This window comes from Anaerostipes sp. CAG:276 (assembly GCF_000432215.1).
In the GTDB taxonomy this organism is placed as follows: Bacteria; Bacillota; Clostridia; order Lachnospirales; family Lachnospiraceae; genus Anaerostipes; species Anaerostipes caccae.
In genome coordinates, this window is sequence record NZ_FR889176.1 from 19731 (window position 1) to 39623 (window position 19893).

A 19893-nucleotide genomic window follows, 5' to 3' on the forward strand; every position below is an offset into this window, starting at 1 on the left:
CTTGTAATTTCTGTTCTCTAGTCTCTTCCGCCCCTGAACCTCAAAAGTACTTCTTTTGCATCTTCTTTTAATTTCCGGTACGCTTCCTCCTGTACCTCATGATAAAACATATCCCCCTGTGTCTCTTTTAATTTCTCATAAACATGCATGGAGGCTGCTTTGGACCAGTAGGAATGGTAATTGATCTTTGTAATCCCCGCTTTGATTGCTTCAGCCACTTGTTCCTGATCCACGCCGGAGCCTCCGTGCATGACCAGCCTTGTGCTCTTTGGCATCTTGCTTCGGATTTCTCTCACCCGCGCAATATCGAGCATCGGTTCCTCCGCATAGATTCCGTGCACCGTTCCGAAACATACGGCAAGGGCATCCACACCGGTTCTTTCTGCGAACTCGGCTGCCATATCCGGGTCGGTGAAGGTCTTTTTAATCTCATCTCTTCCAAGGAGTCTCGGCCCGCCGTGGGAATCCTCCGCCGTACTGCTCATGGTTCCAAGTTCTGCCTCCACGGAGAGCCCCATCTCGTGGGCCGCCTCGGTAAATTCCCGGATTCTCGTGACATTTTCCTCAAAAGGAAGGTCACTGCAGTCATACATGATGCTGGAATATCCGCACCGAATCCCTCTCATAACAAAACTCATGTCAATGCCGTGATCCAAATGTACACATACAGGAGCCGATGCCCTTTTTGCATACTCCACCGTCTGGGGACCGATATTTTCGATTGGAATCAGACCGTCATGAACCTGGACGTGGCCGATAATCACCGGCACAGAAAGTTCACTGGCAGCATCCACAGCCGCTCTCGCCATCTCAAAGTTGGGAACATTGAAGCAGGGAACTGCGTACCCTCCTTCTTCCGCCTCTTTTAATATGTTCTGTAAATTTACTAACATGTCTCTTCCTCCATTTTACCCGAAATCTTTTACTGCTGCATTGGAAAATACTTCAATCACCGATCCATTTTTCGGCAAATAATACCTGCTCGGCTTCTTTGCACCACACCCCGTGGTTTGCTTTCAAAATGCCCGCAATTTTTTTATAAACCGGATCTTCATCTGCCTGCTTTTCAAAATCAGCGAGTGCCATAAGGGGCAGATCCACATGAGGATATACAAGTTTCTTTCCGCCCGGAATATCCGGCAGATTTAAAATGATCTCCGGCACCTCTGAAAGTCCCGTCACATGCGTGATCATATACTCCGGTGTGATCAGTCCTTCTCTGGACAAATCGAACATTTCCCGGATATCGTCTAAATTTCCGCCGCTGTTGCCGACATAGTGGGTCCTCCTGTAATGAATGTCGTAGAAATTGACTCTCGCCTTAAACTGCTCATCGGTCGGGCCGGCAAAAAAGTTCAGGCATCCGTTGACGGCAAGAAGGCTGCTGCCCAGCTCTACAAGACGTTCTGATGCCGCAAATACCATGATGTCGTCATAGCCCTTTCCCCCGGACAGCTGTCTTAATTCCTGTTCTTCATTGTCCAAATCCTCAGGATTCACATAAATAAGTTCCACTCCGTAATCCGATGCTTCTTTTGGACTGATCAGCTGTGCTGCCCTTTTAAGCCGCTCTTCATTGATCTCCGTAACTACCAGTTTCTTTGGCCTTGCAGGTCCGTGTACCGCATAGTCAATGGCTCCGATCCCCATAGGTCCGCAGGATGCCATCAGAAGCAGATTTCCGCCTTCCTTTGTTCCATGAATATTGTCATAGACAAACATATCTTCCATATAATCATGGATACATGTATGAAACGCGCTGATGATGCAGGATACAGGCTCTCCCATGGAAGCAAAAGCAAAATAGTCGTCTTCATAAGTCAGAAGACATCCGGATTCAATATAGCCTCCCGGAATGATCGTGTAAGTCGCATTTCCCCCGAAAAATTCAAAGGAATAACCCGGTGCGTCCTCACTTCCCTTGTACCGAATCCCAGCCTGTAAAAAACAGGACGTTCCTTCTTTATACTGCCCTTTCCATTTTTCTCCTACTTTTTCAATGATACCGGCCATTTCATGGCCAGTAACCACCGGGGTCTCATGCACGTTTTCGGGAACTCTTAAATGCTCTTCGCCTTTCATGGCTGCTTTGTAGGTCGAAAAGCAGATCCCGTTGGACATGACTTTGATCAATATTTCATCGTCTCTTAAGTCCGGCAACTCTGTCTCTCTGATCCTGATATCTTTCTTCCCATATAGAGAAGCCATTTTCACACGCATACGATTTCCTCCCCATACATTTACTGCTGCTTTTTCAGTTCTTCCACCAGCCGGTCATATTCCGGTGCCTCAACAAAGTTGGAAACCGCAATGATCCGTGCCGTACTGTTATAAGATTTTGCCCTGTCCGCAAGGCTTGTGTGAGTAAGAATAATCTCTGCGTCCTCTGGTATCTCATCCACAGATGTGTGAGCCACTTTAATATTGATTCCGGCCTTATTCAGCTTATTCGTCAAAGTAGCCGCTGCCATGGCGCTGGAGCCCATTCCCGCATCACAGGCAAAGACGATCTTCTTTACCCCGCCGTCCAGAGACAGATCCAATGGGTCAAAACTCTGGAAGCTGCCCTCTTCCTCATCATCTTTAGAGCGCTTATAAATAATGGAAGCAGCGATAAAAGATACTGCCGTAGCCGCAGCAATACCTGCCAGCACCGGAAGCGCCCCGCCTTTCGGAGCCATGGCCATATAGGCAAAAATACTTCCCGGTGTCGCCGCCGCCACAAGACCGCTGCCCAATAAGGAGTTGGTAAGTATTCCTGCACTGCCTCCCAGGATTACCGCGATGATCAGGGCAGGCTTCATAAGTACATAGGGGAAGTAAAGTTCATGGATTCCGCCGAAGAATTGAATAATGATAGCACCCGGAGCAGAACTCTTTGCTTCTCCTTTTCCGAAAAACCAGCATGCAAGGAGTACTCCGAGTCCAGGCCCCAGGTTGCCTTCCAGCAGAAAGTAGATGGATTTTCCGGCTTCAGCCGCGTCTGCAAGACCAAGCGGTGTCAGCACGCCATACTGAATGGCGTTATTTAAAAATAAAATTTTTGCCGGCTCAATGATAACAGATGCCAGCGGCAGCATTCCCGCGTCTACGATTGCCTTTACTCCGTTTCCAAGGGCATTGCTGGCTCCCTCTACGAGCGGCCCCATAATCCAGAAACAGAGCATTACGAGAATCATTCCGAGGATTCCTGCGGAAAAATTGTCATAAAGCATCTCAAAACCTGTCGGAATCTTGTCTTTCAGCAGACCGTCCAGCTTTTTCACAAGCCATCCTCCAAGAGGTCCTGCGATCATTGCTCCGAGGAACATCGGGATGGAGCCTCCGATGATGATGCCGAAGGTTGCCACTGCACCGACGACTGCTCCTCTTGTTCCGTACACCATCTTTCCTCCGGTATAGCCCATCAGGACCGGAATGAGATAGTTAAGCATAGGACTGATCACGGCTGCCATCTTTTCATTTGGGAACCACCCTCCCTGCAGGAAGATCGCGGTGAAAAATCCCCATGCGATCAGCGCACTGATGTTGGGCAGCACCATGCCGCTCAAAAAACGTCCGAACTTCTGTACTTGCTGTTTCATAATGTCTCTCTCCTTTCTTAAAAAGATTGCATTGTTGGTATGCTTTTATTATAAAGGATGTTCAGAACAAATAGTTGCCCAAGCAATTCAACCTTGGCATGAATGAATCCTGTCAAAATTTATGGGGATATATAGTTTGTGTACGAAAAAAAAGCCAAAAGTGACGTTCTTGAACAAGGTCCTCTGGCATGATAACATTATGAATTGCTGAAAGGAGGCATTCTAATTGAACAATAAGACTAAAAAGATACTGGCTTCCTGCCAGGAAAGTCTGAAGAAGAATTTCAGATTTGCCACTCTGGATTTTATTTTTATTATTACTTTTGTCACAGTATTCCAGAAAGTATTTGGCATGGAAAATTCCATCGTCGGTGTTATTTTTACCATTATGATGGCATCTTCTATGTTAAAGGATATGACCGCTTCACCGGTAAAACATCTGGCAGGCCAGGCTGCTGTCCTTGCAGCCATGGCTGTCTCTGCCTGTGTTGTAAACACACTGCCCCCTGTGTTTTCATTTCCGCTGAACTTCGGAATGATCTTTCTGATCCTTTATGTTTTTACTTACGAGCATTCCAGCCACCTTTACTTCCCATACATACTGTCCTATCTGTTCCTGATCTTTATTTCACCGATTACACCGGATCTGCTGCCAAAGCGTCTGGCCGCCATGATCACGGGTGCTGTCTGCATCATTCTGTATCAGTTCATTATGGGCCGTAAACGGGTTATTGAGACCACAAGAGATGCGCTGTCTGATATGATTGATGAGACCTGCGATCTGATCGATTATATGATCACCGGAAAAGGAGCCCCTGACACACCGGAAGACGTGAGAAAAAATCTGTTCCGCTTAAGCCGTATGGTTTATGACCGCCGTAAGAAGATTTTGTGCATTTCAGATGCTGATTTTGCGGTCATCGATTCCGGACGGGGGATAGAACATCTGTTTCTGATCCTTTCCGATATGGAACAGCCGCTCTCTGTTTTCCAGACGAAAATGCTCTGCTCCGTCTCTGAAAAGCTCTCTGTCTTCCGGCAGTTTGTACAGGGACAGATCAAAGAACTCCCTCCGCTCCTCCAGTCTGACTTTGTATCTCAGAAAGAGGATTCCAGGGCAAAGGAACTATTTGACGGGCTTACCTATCTGCAGGAACATCTCCTCCATATGACGGACCCTGAAAAAAAGACCCGGTACCGGAAGACAATGCTCTCTCTTTCCATCCGGCTGAAGGCCGCCCTGGATATCAGTCCGGTCAGAGTCGTATATGCCCTGCGCGTCGGTCTGCTCCTGGCATGTTCATGCCTGTTTGTCCAGTCCATGCACCTTGTTCACGGAAAATGGCTGCTGTTTACCATCGCTTCTGTTTCTCTGCCGTATGCAGACGACATCGGACAAAAGGCAAAGAAAAGGTTTGCCGCCACGGCAGCCGGCGGTCTCCTCAGCCTGCTTTTGTATGCGGCTGTTCCGTCTATGACAGGCCGCACTGCGATTATGATGTTATCCGGATACCTTTCCTTTTACTTTACAGACTATACCGGCACTTTCGCCTGTTCCACCATTGGTGCTCTGGGCGCCGCCGTCTTTACCGATGTCTTTGGATGGAACAGTGTGGGAGAAATGCTGGCAGTCCGCCTGGCATATATAATCGCTGGAATTCTGGTCTCCCTGATCTTCAACCTTGTAGTCTTTCCATTCAGCCGGAGACTTGCAACAGAACAGCTTTGGAATAAATATGCAGCAGCTACAAAGCTGCTGACACAGATATGCAGGCAGGAGGATACGGATACACAGCTCTATTACAGCCTGATCATCCAGTCCCATCTGCTGGAGGAAAAGCTTGCAAAAAATGCAGATGATGAAGAATGGGAGAAGCTGAAGAATATGCTTCCAAAATGCCGTCAAAGAGTGAGAAATGCTCACAGAAAGAAACCCCGCATTCAGGCTTTGTCGTAGATTTCTCTTTTTCTGTATCTGATCCCAGGCAGATATGCTATACTAAAAGAAAGATTCGGAAAGGAGCTGACCATACTGTGATGTCATACAAATACAAGAAAAATAAGGGTTTTACCTTAGTGGAACTCATTGTAGTTCTCTTGATTCTGGCAATACTTCTGGCTCTTTTGATTCCTTCCCTGATCAGCTACATCACCAGCGCCCAGAAGAAAGCCTGCCTGGTCAGCAAAGCAGGACTTTTGAGAGATCTCACAGCCGATGAAATCTATGAACTGGAAGAGTCAGGAAAATACGACACCGCATACCTGAAATCTCTTGCCGAAAAATCCGAATACAAATGCCGGCAGGGCGGGGCCTATGATGTCAGCCGCGGATCTGACGGAAGCATCGTCATTGTGTGCGGCAAACATGATAAAAATTACGATTTTAACATGAACGAGGCATTGTCTTATATCATAGCGAATAACCCGGACATCGCAAAACTGATCGAAGGCTACATGAACAAAAATATCGATTCCTCTTCCGGTACAGGAAAAGCCTATGAAAATCTTCTGAATGCTCTTGGGCAGGCAGGATTTAACGCCGGCCAGGCAGGGGTCAATACATGGTCTTTTCAGGGAAAAGGCAGCAGCTATTATTTCTACTGGACCACAGAGGATATCAGTTCCAAGAGTCCCGGTGATAAAGTAAAAGTCATTCGCTATAATTCTGCGAGAGGCACTTACACTGCCGGATATGTGGCTGTACGTAGGGAGACATTGTCTGCTTCCGATTCTTCTGACGGAAAACCGCGTACTTATAGCGTTCTCGGAAGAAGCGACAGTGATTGGACGGAGTACACCGGAGTGAAACAGAGTGAGGATGATAAGAAAAATTATTCAAAGATCTATCAGATCTTTAAGAATATGAAGTAAACACTTCCTTAAACAGAACATGGCAGCAAGATTACTACTGCTGCTCCGTATGCGGTGCCAATCCGAAATCATTTCATAAAGGGCAGGTACAGCTTTAAAAACCGTACCTGCCCTGATCATAAGTCCTTTTATTGTTTATCGTATTTGATAGTTCCATAGCTTCTCATTGCTTGTTGTAATCCCATTAAATCCTGCCCTGTACATTATATCAACCGTGTCTTTACTGTCGATAAATCCGCCGGCAATATAACAGCAGTCTTTGATTTTTTTGAAATAATCCAAAAACTCTGCTGCATAATATGCCGGCCGCAGCTCAATGGCATCTGCCTTTGAAATCTGTAAGCTTTTGGCAGCCTGTTCCAGAGCAAAGGAGTCTGAAAGAGTGATGCGCTGAATGGTCTTCATTCCTTCATTCTTGACCATTCCCAGCCGGATATTGTGAACTCCCATGACACAGTCTACATGGTACATCTTCTTTAAAAACTCAAACGCAGTCTTGTCGGCTCCCAGTCCGCCCACGATCTCATGATTTACAATAATTTTTTTATTGGCATCATGACATTTGTGAGACAGGCTCTGCAGATTTCCTATATGTGCACAGTTGCTGGTCAAAATCCACTCTTCTTCCGTTCTCAGCGCTTCTGCAAAAAACTTCAGACTGCGTACCGCTGGTATCACATGAAATTTTCCATCATCAAACATAGCTCTCCCTCTCCCATAGTCTCCTGCTCCTTTTCATTCATCATATCATTTATTAAAAATGATTGCAGGATTTTTTATTACGTCATGAGGTTTTGTCTGGAATATCTTATCTTCTGATCCCTTAAACCGTTCCGCCTTCGAAATACCTACATCATTGGCAAAAACGATCAAGTCCGCTTCTTTGATCTCTCTTGCTTTTAGCTTGTTTTCTATTCCAAGGGCCCCCTGTCTTTCGACTTTACATTCATATCCTCTTTCTTTGCATATATTTTCTATTGCATCAGCCGCCATATATGTATGCGCGATCCCTGTTGCACATGATGTGATTCCGATTACCTTCATACATTTCTCCTTATCTGTATTTGTGTTTTCTCCCTATGTCTCCTGCTCCACCGGATGTCCGATAAATATAATCAATGCTGCTGAAATTAAAACCGCCGTTACAAGACAGATTATGAACACAAGCGGCTTATTGACTGCAAATAAGACAAATAACCCTCCGTGAGGTGCCCTCATTGTCACACCGAGAGCAAAAGACATGGCAGAACCGATGGCTGATCCGACACAAAAGCAAAGAATGCGTCTTACATCTTTTGCTGCATGAGGAATGGCAAATTCAGTGATCATACACAGGCATCCTGCGATGCACCCGGGAATGGAGCTTCTGTCTTCTTTCGTAAAATAATCTTTTTTCACGATCATTGCAATGGCCATAGCCATGGGAGGTGCCATTGCAGCCACAAAAACGGCAGCAATCGGCAGATAGTTTCCTGTTTCCATGCAGGCCAGTGAAAATGCATAGGCCACTTTATTACATGGCCCGCCCATGTCGAAAGCAATCATGGCTCCCTGCACAAGGCCTAAGATGATGATATTGCCTGTCCCAAGACCGTCAAGAAAATGTGTTAATGCAGTCGTTAAGGCTCCCAGCGGTCCTCCCAGTACATAGTGCATTAAAAGTCCTATCATTCCGCATCCAAGCAGAGGAATGATTAACGTGGGCAGCAGTGATTTTAAGGATCTTGGCAGCGGCATTTTCTTTAGGGCCTCCACCAGATATCCAGCAATAATGCCGCCGATCAGCGCCCCCAGGAAACCGGATGCATATCCAATGCTCCACGGATCTGTCGCAATCCATCCGGCATACATTCCAACACAGATACCCGGTTTATCTGCAATGGAATATGCAACAAACGCGCCTAAAATCGGAACCATAAGGGTACTAAGCCCAATCTGTCCAAGATAATAAAGGGTGGAAGCTAAGGTTTTGCACGGTTCAACCGCTGAGCCTACATCATAACCTCCGATTGCAAATGAAATGGCTACTAATATGCCTCCGGCTACAACAAAAGGAAGCATATAGGATACACCAGTTGTAATAGCTGACATCACTGTGGCTTTAAACTCCAATAAATTATCCTTCAATATTCTTCTCCTTTTCTCTCACTTCATTAAAAAAGTGTTCATTGCAATTTTGACATTCTCTTTCATACCTTCTTTTCCTGCCATGACGATATCATGAAACTGAACGCTGTCATCATCTCTACTTTCATATAAGAATTTCTTCGCTCGATCGGCTCCGGACAAGGCCATATATGTATAATAGTTAATCTTTTTTATCCCGTTTTGAATCGCAGTCTTAAATTCGTCGCTTGATACGCCTGAACCACCGTGCATTACCAGCGGAATATCAATTTTTTTCTTTATTTCCATGATCCGCTGCAGGTCTAATACTGGTTTTGCAGCATATACCCCATGTGCAGTGCCGAACGCTATTGCCAGGGCATCCACTCCTGTGTTCTTGACAAACTCCCTTGCCTTCTCAGGATCTGTATAACAATCTTTGGGATTTACGTTATTTGGGGTGACATCACCCTCAGAAGCTCCTTTTTCAGAGACTAAAATGTGTCCCAGCTCCGCTTCTACAGAAACTCCCATACCATGGGCTATCCTCACAATCTCTTTTGTCCTCTCCACATTTGTATCATAATCCTCAGAAGACGCATCAATCATGACAGAAGTAAATCCAATCCGCAGAGCTTTCATTATTTCGTTAAAACTTGTACCATGATCTAAATGAACACAGACTGGGACAGACGCATTTTTTGCAGTTTCAATCATGATCGGTCCAATGACTTCAATCGGAACATATTTTTCATGAATTTCAACATGGGCAATGATAACCGGAGCATTCAATTCTTCCGCTGCCTCTACGACAGCGGTCAAAGCCTCAAGATTCGGCACATTAAATGCCCCCACTCCAATCCCTCTCTCATCCGCGATCTTACAGATCTCTTTTAGTGTGACTAACATGAGTCATTTCCTCCTTTCGTACATACCTTTTTATAGTTTTAATTGATTTATTCCATGAATAAATTCTTCATAGTCTGCGGCTTCTTCCAAAAGCTTTAAAAATTCTTTATGTGCCAGCATTCCTGCTAATGCTGCCAGTACTCTCAGATGATAATTGTTCTCTTGATTTTCAGAAATAGCTAATACAAAAATGTATTTTACAAATCCGGATTCTCCTGCGGACTCATAAACAAAAGGTTCTTTGCATCTGTAAAATGCTATTCCAGGCTTTAAAACTTCTCTGCATTTTCCATGGGGTACAGCAACCAAATTCCCCATATATGTGGGGCCAAGGGTTTCCCTGAACTTCAAAGCTTCTTCAAATGCTTCCGCATTTGTGACAAATCCTTCTTCCGTAAATTTCAGAGCCGCAATGTCAAACATCTCCTCTTTACTTTCAAATGATTTACAGTCAAAGACAGCCATCTCTTTGAGCAGAACTTCTGCCAGATTAATCTTCTTCATTGTCTTCCTCCGCCATTCTGGTGAGGTAATCTTTCAGCTTCTGAACACCGATCTCTACGCTTACAACCGGAGTATCACTTGACGTTCCTGCAAGATGAGAAGTCAGTGTTACATTTTCAAGATTTAAGTATGGGTGGCCTTTTGACAGCGGTTCCTGATCAAATACATCGATGGCCGCACCGCCGATCTCACGGTTTTTCAAAGCGTCTGTAAGTGCTTCTGTATCCACTAGTCCTGCCCGGGCAGTATTGATAAAGTAAGCTGTTTTCTTCATCTGTACAAATTCCCGCTTTCCCATAAATTTCTTCGTTTTATCAGACAATCTTAAATGCACGGAGACAAAATCGGATGTTTCTAATAACTGGTCCAGCTCTACAACTTTCACACCATCTTTCTCAATCTGCTCTTTGCTGACAAAGGGGTCATAGACCAGAATCTGGCTTTCAAATCCCTTTAATTTTTTTGCCACTCTGGATCCAATAGCGCCGTAGCCTATCAATCCAACCGTACATTTATTCATATTGCGTATGTATCTTTGATTGATATATGATTTTACCCATCTCCCTTCTTTCATATAATGGTGGCTCCTTGCAATATTTTTATTTTCAGCGATCATCATGCCTACGGCTGCATCAGAGACCGCATCCGCACTTCTTAAAGATGCGTTCATCAGAGGAATCTGCCGCTTGGCAAGCTCACTGCTGTCCACATTTTCAATGCCGCCGCGAAGAACAACCACTGCCTGAAGTTTTGAACAAGCCTCCAGAATCTCTTTGTTGATTGATGTACAGTGAACAACCAAAATCTCTTTGTCTGAACAATTCTCCAGCAAAGTTCTGCACGTTGGTGCCTCCGCAATACCTTTTTGCTCCAGCAGCAGCATTCGATTGGTAACATCCCCCACGTTTTTTATCTGGTCATCATTGATCATAGTAATATGGGCTCCAAATTTCTCCAGTTCTTTCATTCCGCTCATGATGTCTTTCGTTATGTATCCATCGTAGACACATAATATTTTTATCTCTTTCATCCTGACCACCTTTCCATAAAAGATTATGTAACTAAGCGGGCAATCCCACTTCAACTCTCAACCCGCAGAGCGTTTTTATTTCATTAGGAAATATCGTAGAACTTTCCTATAAAACAAAAAAATATGACAGAAAATCATGGCATAAGCCATAATCTTCTGTCATATTCAAATCTCTATACGACAATATTATTTTGTTTTAATTCAGGAATTCCTTGTAGTTATCCTATCATAAATTCCTTGTAAATGTCAACGGCAAATTAAGAAACCAGACTCGAAAAATAATATCAATACAAGAAATATTTTTTATGTGAAATTCGGTTTTTTCATAAAATCCTACAAATCATAAGGAGTTGCCTGGTATACATAGTAGTTCAGCCAATTATAATACATCGCATTGGCATGGCATCTCCATGACTTTACCGGTCCCTTTTTCGGATCGTCATCCAGATAATAATTCTTTGGAATCTCCGGATTTAACCCGCGGTTCATATCCCTAATATATTCCTGATGGAGGGACATGACATCATACTCGGGATGCCCCGTGACGAATATCTGGCTTCCAGTCTCATTTAAGATCAGGTATGGTCCTGTTTCCTCTGACTCTGCCACTACAGTTAATTCTTTGCACTGTTTGATAGCCTCGCCGTCGACACCGGTGTTTCTGGAATGAGGAACAAAAAAGTAGTCGTCAAACCCTCTTACCAGCAGAGTCTTTTTGTGAAGCGGATAGTGCCGGTACACACCGGATATCTTTTGGTCCAGAACGTTTTTCTTAACCCCATAGTGATAGTAAAGCCCTGCCTGGGCAGCCCAGCAGATATGTAAAGTGGAAGTGACATTTTTCTTCGTCCATTCCATGATCTCCGCCACTTCCTCCCAGTAATCCACTTCTTCAAATTCTTTCAGCTCCACGGGAGCACCGGTTATGATCATTCCGTCAAATTTTTTGTCCCGCACCTCATCAAAATACACATAAAATTTCTCCATGTGGGATTCCGGCACATGTGTGGGCTCATAAGAGGCAGTCTTTAAAAATGTGATGTCGATCTGCAGCGGGGTGTTGGAGAGACTCCGGAGCAGATGCAGCTCTGTGTCCAGTTTATTCGGCATCAAATTCAGGATTGCAATCCTAAGCGGCCGGATATCCTGCGTCACCGCCCGGTCTATATCCATCACAAAGACATTTTCCTCCTCCAGGATGGCCCTGGCCGGCAGGTCTGTATCAATTCTAATCGGCATATTCACACGCTCCTTTGTTCTCTACTTTTTTTTCTTTTTAATTACAAAACCTTTTGTCTTCACAATCGTGCTTCCGGAAGTCGTATTGTATTTTATGTAAAGACGTCCTTTAAATCCTTTTTTAACCTTGACCTTCTTTCCGGTCTTCCATCGGTATTTGGCACTGCTCTTCCCCTTTTTCACCAGCTTATACTGGACATTCTTAATCCTAGTAAATGACTGGGGCGTGGCCTTGATTGAGATTTTCAAAGGTTCCTTCTCTTTGATCTTATACTTGTTTTTCGCATTGACTGACACGATAGACAGTTTTTTCTTCCCGTTGGACTTCACCGACATCTTTTTCAGAAGCAGTGATGACTTCTTGGAAGAAACATAAGTGCTGGCCTTGGCCGGCTCATTTTTATTTCTGGATGTGCTGACACTCAGCCTGCTTCCATTGGAAGTAACGATAATATTGCCATTGTCACCTGTCGTATAAATATTCGACTTGGCAAGTTCCCTCGTGATCAGACCGGACGGAACTCTGTCCTTATTCCGGTATCCATTGCTGATAATCGATATGGCAGGCTGCACTTTGTCAAAAAACTTCTTGTGATTGGACGAAAACTTTCCTTTCGCATCCTTATTGCGCACATCCTCATATCCGTGGTGCGGGACCTTCAGAACCTGGGATTTGAGTTTCAGCCTCTGGCTTATCATATCGTACTCAGACTCCTGCTGAGTATCCCCGGTCATCAGAAATGAATTTTTTCCGTAAGTAATTCTGCATACAAGAGAAAATTTGTTGACCTGCCGGGAATTAAAGTCAACTTCCCGCCCATATTTAAAATTGGTCCGTCCCGGTGAGTAAAATGTTAGCTTTGCTTTTCCAAGATATACGGATGACTTCATCCGCGGTACAACAACCGGTATCCCCCGCTCCGCGATCAATTCATTTACGGTGCGGTACGTTTTTGTACTGTAAAAATCATCATCTCCCGAATAATGATTGTAAACCGGCTGCTGAGTCGCATAGACCTTTCCCACAGAAATGGATCTGTCCTCCAGTATAGAAATAAATCCCCCGATGTGGTCCTTATGAGGATGCGTCATGATGATAAATTCCAGCCTGCGGATCTTATATTTCTTTAAATAGTTATGCACTCTGCGGCTGACATCAATGGTTTTTCCTCCCAGAAGCTGTGTTGTCTGAGGTCCTGCATCGATCAGCGCATATTTTGCACTTTTCCCTGATCCATACTGAAGCAGGGCACCGTCTCCGGTGCCTACCTCGATGAAATGCACTTTAAATGAAGCAGCTGCTTCTGCCTGTTTCTCATTTCCCATCCATACTGCCGCAGATGTCATGACCATCACTGCCGCCAGCATCCATGAAATTATCCTTCGTTTCATATTCTTCATTCCTTACTTTATCATGTCCATAAATTCCTCTTCTGTTATGATCGGTATGGAGAGTTCCATGGCTTTTTTATTTTTAGAAGAAGCGGAATTTTTATTGTTGTTGATCAGATAGTCTGTTTTTTTCGTCACGGAGCCGGTCGCTTTTCCTCCCAGAATTTCAATCTGTTCCTGGAGCTGCTTGCGGTTTTCATAGTGTTCTAGAGAACCTGTGATGACAAAGGTCTTGCCGTCCAGCAATTTCTCTGTCTCTTCCGTCTGTCTTTTCTCAATCTCTACATACTGAAGCAGTCTGTCCACCGTCTGTTTATTGTTTTCCAGCCGGAAATATCCGCTGACCGCCTCACCGATGATCGGTCCAATGCCGTCGATCGCTGTGAAGTCTTCGGCTTCCGCATTTCTGATAGCATCCAAATCATCCTCAAAATACCGGCAGATCAGTTTTGCATTAGACAGACCTACATTGGCAATGCCGAGGCTGTATAAGAACTTAGGAAGTGTCACTTTTTTTGCCCTCTCAATGGCATCCGCCAGATTATGAAAGGACTTCTCCCCGAAGCCTTCCATCTCTATAATTTCTTCCTTGTGTTCTTTCAGGGTAAATAAATCGTACAGTTCGTTTAAAAGCCCCTTGTCCATCATCTTATGCAGAGATGCCTCTGAAAGTCCGTCTACGTTCATGGCATCCCTGGATACAAAGTGCGAAAACAGCTTAATCTTTTTGGCACTGCAGAATTGATTCGGGCAGACCAGGGTACGGATTCCGTTTTCTTCTTCGATCTCCGTCTTTCCTCCGCAGGCCGGACAGGTATCCGGAATCGGTGCATCGCCGCTCCTTGTCTGATTTTCTGCAAGCTGCGGAATGATCATATTGGCCTTATATACAGAAATCTGATCTCCTACGCCAAGTTCCAGCTCTTCCATCACGCTGATGTTGTGGAGACTGGCCCTGCTGACCGTAGATCCCTCTAATTCCACAGGATCAAAGATCGCCACAGGGTTGATCAGCCCTGTCCTTGAGGGACTCCATTCGATCTCTTTCAGTGTCGTCTCCGCGATCTCATCCGCCCACTTAAAAGCGATGGAATCCCTCGGAAATTTGGCTGTCGTTCCAAGACTCCTGCCGTATGCAATATCATCATAGATCAGCACCAGGCCGTCGGAAGGCTGATCATTGTTCTCGATGGCCTGTGAGAAGCGCTCCACTTCCTCTGCCACCGTATCTTTCGTCACCGCCACGTAATCCACGATATCAAAGCCAAGAGATCTTGCCCAGATGAATTTCTCCTCTACAGAATTATGAAAATCCACATCCGGAACATCTGCCACGGAAAAACCATAAAAGCGGACGTTTCGTTTGGCCGTCACTTCATTGTTCAGCTGCCTGACAGAACCGCTGCAAAGATTCCTCGGGTTTTTATATCTGCTGTCCAGGTCTTCCATATCTTCGTTCATCCGCCGAAAATCAGAATAATGAATCACGGCTTCTCCCCGGATTACAAGGGTTCCTTTATACGCGATCTTTTTGGGCAGATTTACAAATACCTTTGCATTGTTCGTGACGACTTCGCCCACTTCCCCGTTCCCCCGGGTCACGGCTTTTAAAAGAACGCCTTCCTGGTACGTAAGAACAATGGTAAGCCCGTCCAGTTTCCATGACAAAAGGCCCTTTTGGTCTCCCAGCCATTCTTCCAGCTGTCCCACCTCTTTTGTCTTGTCCAGGGAAAGCATCGGGGAGGAGTGGGATTCTTTTTCCAGAGAAGTTAGAAGTTCATATCCCACATGAATCGAAGGGCTGTCGGCCAGCACCGTATCTGTCTCTTTCTCCAGCTCCAAAAGTTCATCATAAAGCTTGTCATATTCAAAATTACTCATGAGCTCTCTGTTTTCCTGATAATAGGCTTTGGATGCCTCGCTCAGGATATGGATCAGCTCTTTCATTCGGTCAAACTTATCTTTCACGGATCAGTTCCTCTTTTAACATTTTTATTTCCTCCGGCGTAAGCTTCCGGTAGGATCCTTCTTTCAAATTGCCGAGCCTGATATTCATGACCCGGACTCTTCTTAGTTTGGTAACCCTGTATCCAAAATATTCACACATTCTGCGGATCTGCCGGTTTAACCCCTGAGTGAGAATAATTCGGAAACTATCGGGCCCCTCTTTCTTCACAGTACATTTTCTCGTCACTGTGTCAAGCTCTGAAAGGGGCACTCCGTTTCTCATCCCCTGGATAAAATCGTTGGTGATCCTTTTATTGACCGTTACCTCATATTCCTTTTCATGATAGTTCCTGGCTTTCATGATCTCATTGGCGGCTTCCCCGTCATTGGTCAGCAGGATCAGTCCCTGGGAATCTTTGTCCAAGCGGCCCACAGGATAGATTCTAGAGGGATAACCGACAGCGTCAATAATATTGTTGGCTTCCTCTTTGCTTGATGTACAAACGATACCTTTCGGTTTATTGTATGCAAGATATACTGTCTGAGTATCCATCCGGACCGGCTTTCCATTAAAACAGACTTCCTGCCCCTCACAAACCTTTGTCCCCGGCTCGGCTGTTTTTCCGTCAACCGTCACTTTGCCCTGCTCTACATAAAAATCAGCCTGCCTTCTGGAACACAGGCCTGCCTGACTTAAAAATTTATTAATCCTCACGGCGGAGTTTATAGTCTCTCTCATTCTTCATCGTTACTCCTATGTTTTTAAAAATGTAATACCTTATCACACAAAGCGTGCACACCCGAAGGGTATAAAATACGGTATGCTCTGTGGAAAATGTCATGAATTTTTTAGCGCTATTTCCGTCACGCTTTGAAATGCATTCCTCCAATAGTGCTAAAAAACTATCGTTGGACAATTCCATTTGTTTGATGGATACTTATCCAGTAGATATTACGTCCATTTTCTACATGATTGGAGTGAGGCATTCTAAGAGCCGGACGGAAATCATGTGGAAAATGTCATACTCAATGATTGTATCACGATTGCCTGAAAATTGCACGTCTCTATGGACAGTTCCCGGATCATCCGGGTATTTTACATTTCCTGTGCAAAATATCCCAGATCCCCCAAAACTTCTTTTGCTTTTTCGATCAGTGTATCATCATCTTCCGGAAGGATGATGCTTTTATCACTCAGTTCAACTTCCGCTTCAATGCCCGCGTCCATAAGGCCGATCTTGATCCGGTCCACACAGTGGTCGCACAGCATCTCCTCGGACTTTAAAACCTTCATCTGTTTCCTCCTTCATGATCACATCTTCTAATGCTCTTATACTTTCATCGCTCCCATTTGTCACAGAGAGCATTGATCTGATCCGCAAATCTGGCCAGATCCTTGTTGGCCCCGCCCTCACTTTTCCGTATAACAGACATCAAGCGCTCGCCTGCAGCCAGCAGCCTTGCAAATACAGCATTGGCTCTTCTCGTGCCCTTCCTGCTTTCCGGCACTTTCTTCGGCGCAACCCTGAGCTCCCACTCTCCTGCAGCCAGATCAAAAATATCCCCGCTGTACGGTGCTTCTGCCTTCCTGCCGCATTCACTTTCCAAGTATTGGGCAAAGTTGTCACAGGTCTCATCCTCTCCGTGAACGATGAAAAATTTTTCAGGCTGGTCTTTAAAAGCCTCCGCCCACACAGAGAGTCCTTTTTTGTCCGCATGTCCGCTCATTCCTTCCAGGCGCACCACATCGGCTTCCACTTTGATGGTCTCACTGAACAGCCGGACTTCTTTTGCCCCTTCCACAAGAGCACGGCCCAACGTGCCGTAAGCCTGGTATCCGACAAACACAATCGTATTTTCAGGCTTCCACAGATTATGCTTTAAATGATGCCGTATCCTTCCCGCCTCACACATTCCGGAAGCGGAGATGATCACCTTCCGTTCTTCATCAAAATTGATCGCCTTGGAATCATTGCTTGTGATGGATAATTTCAGATTGGAGAAAGTGATCGGATTGATGCCCTGATTGATCAGCGCCATGGCATCCTCATCAAATGTGTCATGTATGTTTTCCTGAAAAACGTTGGTGGCCTCCACTGCAAGAGGACTGTCTACATACACGGCAAAATCCCCATGGTTCTTCACCCTGCGCTCCTCTTTGATCTGGCGGATATAGTACAGAAGCTCCTGGGTCCTTCCCACCGCAAATGACGGGATCACCACATTTCCGCCCCGGTCAAAGGTCTTTTGAATCAAACCGGCAAGTTCTCCGACATAATCGGGATGACTTTCATGAAAACGGTCTCCGTAGGTAGATTCCATCACCACATAATCTGCACTCTCCGTATAATGGGGGTCTTTGATCAGAGGCTGATTATTATTTCCGATATCACCGGAGAAGACAATCTTTTTCTGGGTGTCCGCCTCAGTGAGCCATACCTCAATGCTGGCTGAACCGAGCAGATGTCCTATATCTGTAAAACGTACGCTGATACCCCGGCTCACTTCTAATTTCTCGTTATACTGACAGCCCTTGAACTGCTCCATAACACTTACCGCGTCATCCATCGTATACAGAGGAGGCTCTTCCGGCTTCCCTGACCGTCTGGCCTTCCGGTTCTTCCACTCCGCCTCAAACTCCTGAATGTGGGCGCTGTCACGGAGCATGATATCACAGAGATCTTTGGTGGCCTTCGTCGCAATAACACTGCCCCTGAAACCATTGGCATATAAAAGCGGAAGCAGCCCCGAATGATCAATATGGGCATGAGTCAGCAGCACAAAGTCAATTTCTGACGGATTCACCGGAAGTTCTGCATTCTCATAAACATTCTTTCCCTGCTCCATTCCATAGTCGACCAAAAAACGTTTCCCGCACGCCTCCACGTAATGACAGCTGCCCGTTACTTCATGGTCTGCTCCGATAAACATTAATTTCATAGTCATACCTCCTCGGTAATATATACGGCGTCCAATGGTATCAGTTCTCTCAGAAACGGATGCCTCTCCAATACATCCTCCCCGCTGTATCCAAATACTGCTTTCGAAAAATCTCCGATCGACAGTTCACCCTCGGCTTTTTTGGATGAAGGACAGATTTCTGTCCCGTCTTTTGAGGCAGAAAACAGGAAAGTTCCGTTATTCTTCCCGATCACAGGGTCCGTCACGGTAAGAACAAATTCTATTTTTTTTCTGCTTCTCAGGCAGCGGCACAGCGCCTCAAGAGATGTAATCCTGAACATGATCTTCGGCACCTTACTCCCCCGTTTCACACAGCCCGCCGATATCTCGATTTTACTGCCGGGAAACGTGCGGCTGATCATCTCTAAAAACCTTTTTTCCTCTGTTCCGAATCCCAGCCGTACATATATGGTATCTTTTTCTTTCCCGTATGCAAAGACTCCGGCTATCTCACCGTGTTCTCTAAACACCATCAGGTCTCCGTCCTGGCTTTTTGCTTCCTTTGCCGCCTGTTTTAAATAATCCGGGTTTATCACCGTATAAATATCATATGACCGGATCTGCCGGTTTAAGAACCGGAGAACTTCCTGTGTATCATCTTCCCGAAATGGTTCCAGGGAGCCTGTAACCGCACCCTCTTCCCCTGTGATCTCTGTCTCTGTCCAGTCCATCACAAATACAAAGTCAAAGGGTTCATAGTAAGCCTTATCGGCAGGAATCAGATATGTGAACGGCTCATTGCGCTCTGCCATATCATTGAGAACTCTGCAAAGCATTTTTCGCATGACTCCTTTTCTCCGCATTTCTTTCCTTGTGGCCACAGCTACGATATAATGGGCGTCAAACTCCTTATCTGAAATTTTCATGCGGTACGGATTCAGATGGATCATCCCTTTCGGCCGGCTGCCGTCCCATGCCATGAGCACCTGATTTTTAGGATAGATTACATCAAAATAATATTCCGCAAACTTTTCAGGGTCCTTAAAAACATCCTGATACATCTGAAAAATCAGATCTCTGTGGCTTTTGTCGTCATAAACAAGTTCCATCTATTCCCCTTTCCGGCATCCCTGGCATCCCTGACATCCGGTCTGTGCGCCGGGCCTTAAGACGTCTTCATAGATATAATTATCTACGGTGGTCAGCATGCAGACTGCCTGGGCGCTGATCCCAAGTCCTTCCCCGGTAAATCCCAGATGTTCTTCCGTGGTTGCCTTTACGTTGACCTGTTTTCTTCCGACTCCGAGTGTCTCTGCGATCTTCTCTCTCATCTCTTCGATATAGGGTGCCAGCTTTGGCCTCTGTGCAATCACAGTGGCATCTACATTTTCAATGAGATAACACTCTTTC

The 19893-nt window shown here is 45.4% G+C and carries 19 protein-coding genes; 2 read left to right on the forward strand and 17 right to left on the reverse strand.

Features of this window, described 5'->3' with window-relative positions:
• Positions 1-17: 17 nt before the first annotated feature.
• Genes QVP35_RS02105 through QVP35_RS02115 form a run of 3 tightly spaced genes read right to left on the reverse strand, consistent with a single transcriptional unit; the run spans position 18 to position 3584 of the window.
• The gene (locus QVP35_RS02105; RefSeq protein WP_006566073.1) at positions 18-893 is read right to left on the reverse strand and encodes a class II fructose-bisphosphate aldolase; all 876 of its coding nucleotides are present in this window, start codon (positions 891-893) and stop codon (positions 18-20) included.
• Between the two features lie 52 nt (positions 894-945).
• A complete protein-coding gene (locus QVP35_RS02110) occupies positions 946-2220 on the reverse strand; it encodes an alcohol dehydrogenase catalytic domain-containing protein (RefSeq protein ID WP_009288964.1) in 1275 nt (424 codons plus the stop codon).
• A gap of 20 nt (positions 2221-2240) precedes the next feature.
• Positions 2241-3584 carry a PTS mannitol transporter subunit IICB gene (locus QVP35_RS02115; RefSeq protein WP_006566075.1) on the reverse strand — a complete coding sequence of 448 codons (1344 nt, stop codon included), beginning with the start codon at positions 3582-3584 and terminating at the stop codon, positions 2241-2243.
• 226 nt (positions 3585-3810) lie between these two features.
• Here QVP35_RS02115 and QVP35_RS02120 point away from each other — a divergent pair, with 226 nt between their 5' ends.
• Both QVP35_RS02120 and QVP35_RS02125 read left to right on the forward strand, forming a co-directional pair.
• Entirely contained in the window at positions 3811-5541 is a 1731-nt protein-coding gene (locus tag QVP35_RS02120) for an FUSC family protein (protein WP_009288967.1), read from the forward strand.
• 80 nt (positions 5542-5621) lie between these two features.
• Positions 5622-6455, forward strand: a complete 834-nt coding sequence (locus QVP35_RS02125; protein WP_022260744.1) for a prepilin-type N-terminal cleavage/methylation domain-containing protein — start codon at positions 5622-5624, stop codon at positions 6453-6455.
• 135 nt (positions 6456-6590) lie between these two features.
• Here QVP35_RS02125 and QVP35_RS02130 read toward each other — a convergent pair whose 3' ends face one another.
• The 14 genes from QVP35_RS02130 to QVP35_RS02195 all read right to left on the reverse strand — a co-directional run.
• Positions 6591-7157 carry a glycerol-3-phosphate responsive antiterminator gene (locus QVP35_RS02130; protein ID WP_009288969.1) on the reverse strand — a complete coding sequence of 189 codons (567 nt, stop codon included), beginning with the start codon at positions 7155-7157 and terminating at the stop codon, positions 6591-6593.
• 45 nt (positions 7158-7202) lie between these two features.
• Positions 7203-7499, reverse strand: a complete 297-nt coding sequence (locus QVP35_RS02135; RefSeq protein WP_006566079.1) for a PTS fructose transporter subunit IIB — start codon at positions 7497-7499, stop codon at positions 7203-7205.
• 33 nt (positions 7500-7532) lie between these two features.
• Positions 7533-8582, reverse strand: a complete 1050-nt coding sequence (locus QVP35_RS02140) for a PTS fructose transporter subunit IIC (RefSeq protein ID WP_006566080.1) — start codon at positions 8580-8582, stop codon at positions 7533-7535.
• Between the two features lie 18 nt (positions 8583-8600).
• Positions 8601-9470, reverse strand: coding sequence for a class II fructose-bisphosphate aldolase (locus QVP35_RS02145; RefSeq protein WP_009288970.1), 870 nt, complete (start codon positions 9468-9470; stop codon positions 8601-8603).
• A gap of 30 nt (positions 9471-9500) precedes the next feature.
• Entirely contained in the window at positions 9501-9974 is a 474-nt protein-coding gene (locus QVP35_RS02150) for a PTS sugar transporter subunit IIA (protein WP_006566082.1), read from the reverse strand.
• Positions 9961-11004, reverse strand: coding sequence for a 2-hydroxyacid dehydrogenase (locus tag QVP35_RS02155; protein WP_009288971.1), 1044 nt, complete (start codon positions 11002-11004; stop codon positions 9961-9963). Before QVP35_RS02155 ends, QVP35_RS02150 begins: the two co-directional genes overlap by 14 nt.
• A 333-nt stretch (positions 11005-11337) precedes the next feature.
• Positions 11338-12243, reverse strand: a complete 906-nt coding sequence (locus QVP35_RS02160; RefSeq protein ID WP_006566084.1) for a homoserine O-succinyltransferase — start codon at positions 12241-12243, stop codon at positions 11338-11340.
• 21 nt (positions 12244-12264) lie between these two features.
• A complete protein-coding gene (locus QVP35_RS02165) occupies positions 12265-13635 on the reverse strand; it encodes a ComEC/Rec2 family competence protein (protein WP_225103662.1) in 1371 nt (456 codons plus the stop codon).
• Positions 13636-13647: 12 nt separating this feature from the next.
• Positions 13648-15603, reverse strand: a complete 1956-nt coding sequence (gene ligA / locus QVP35_RS02170) for an NAD-dependent DNA ligase LigA (RefSeq protein ID WP_022260746.1) — start codon at positions 15601-15603, stop codon at positions 13648-13650.
• The gene (locus QVP35_RS02175; RefSeq protein WP_006566087.1) at positions 15593-16321 is read right to left on the reverse strand and encodes a pseudouridine synthase; all 729 of its coding nucleotides are present in this window, start codon (positions 16319-16321) and stop codon (positions 15593-15595) included. The genes ligA and QVP35_RS02175 overlap by 11 nt, the downstream gene beginning before the upstream one ends.
• Positions 16322-16678: 357 nt before the next feature.
• On the reverse strand, positions 16679-16876 hold the full coding sequence (locus tag QVP35_RS02180; RefSeq protein ID WP_006568586.1) for a heavy-metal-associated domain-containing protein: 198 nt from the start codon (positions 16874-16876) through the stop codon (positions 16679-16681).
• A 44-nt stretch (positions 16877-16920) separates the two neighbouring features.
• Positions 16921-18522 carry an MBL fold metallo-hydrolase RNA specificity domain-containing protein gene (locus QVP35_RS02185; RefSeq protein ID WP_022260747.1) on the reverse strand — a complete coding sequence of 534 codons (1602 nt, stop codon included), beginning with the start codon at positions 18520-18522 and terminating at the stop codon, positions 16921-16923.
• A gap of 2 nt (positions 18523-18524) precedes the next feature.
• Positions 18525-19592 carry a GNAT family N-acetyltransferase gene (locus tag QVP35_RS02190; RefSeq protein WP_009288976.1) on the reverse strand — a complete coding sequence of 356 codons (1068 nt, stop codon included), beginning with the start codon at positions 19590-19592 and terminating at the stop codon, positions 18525-18527.
• Positions 19593-19893 (reverse strand): 2-C-methyl-D-erythritol 2,4-cyclodiphosphate synthase (locus QVP35_RS02195; protein WP_288187729.1); only part of this gene is annotated, 301 nt, incomplete at its 5' end.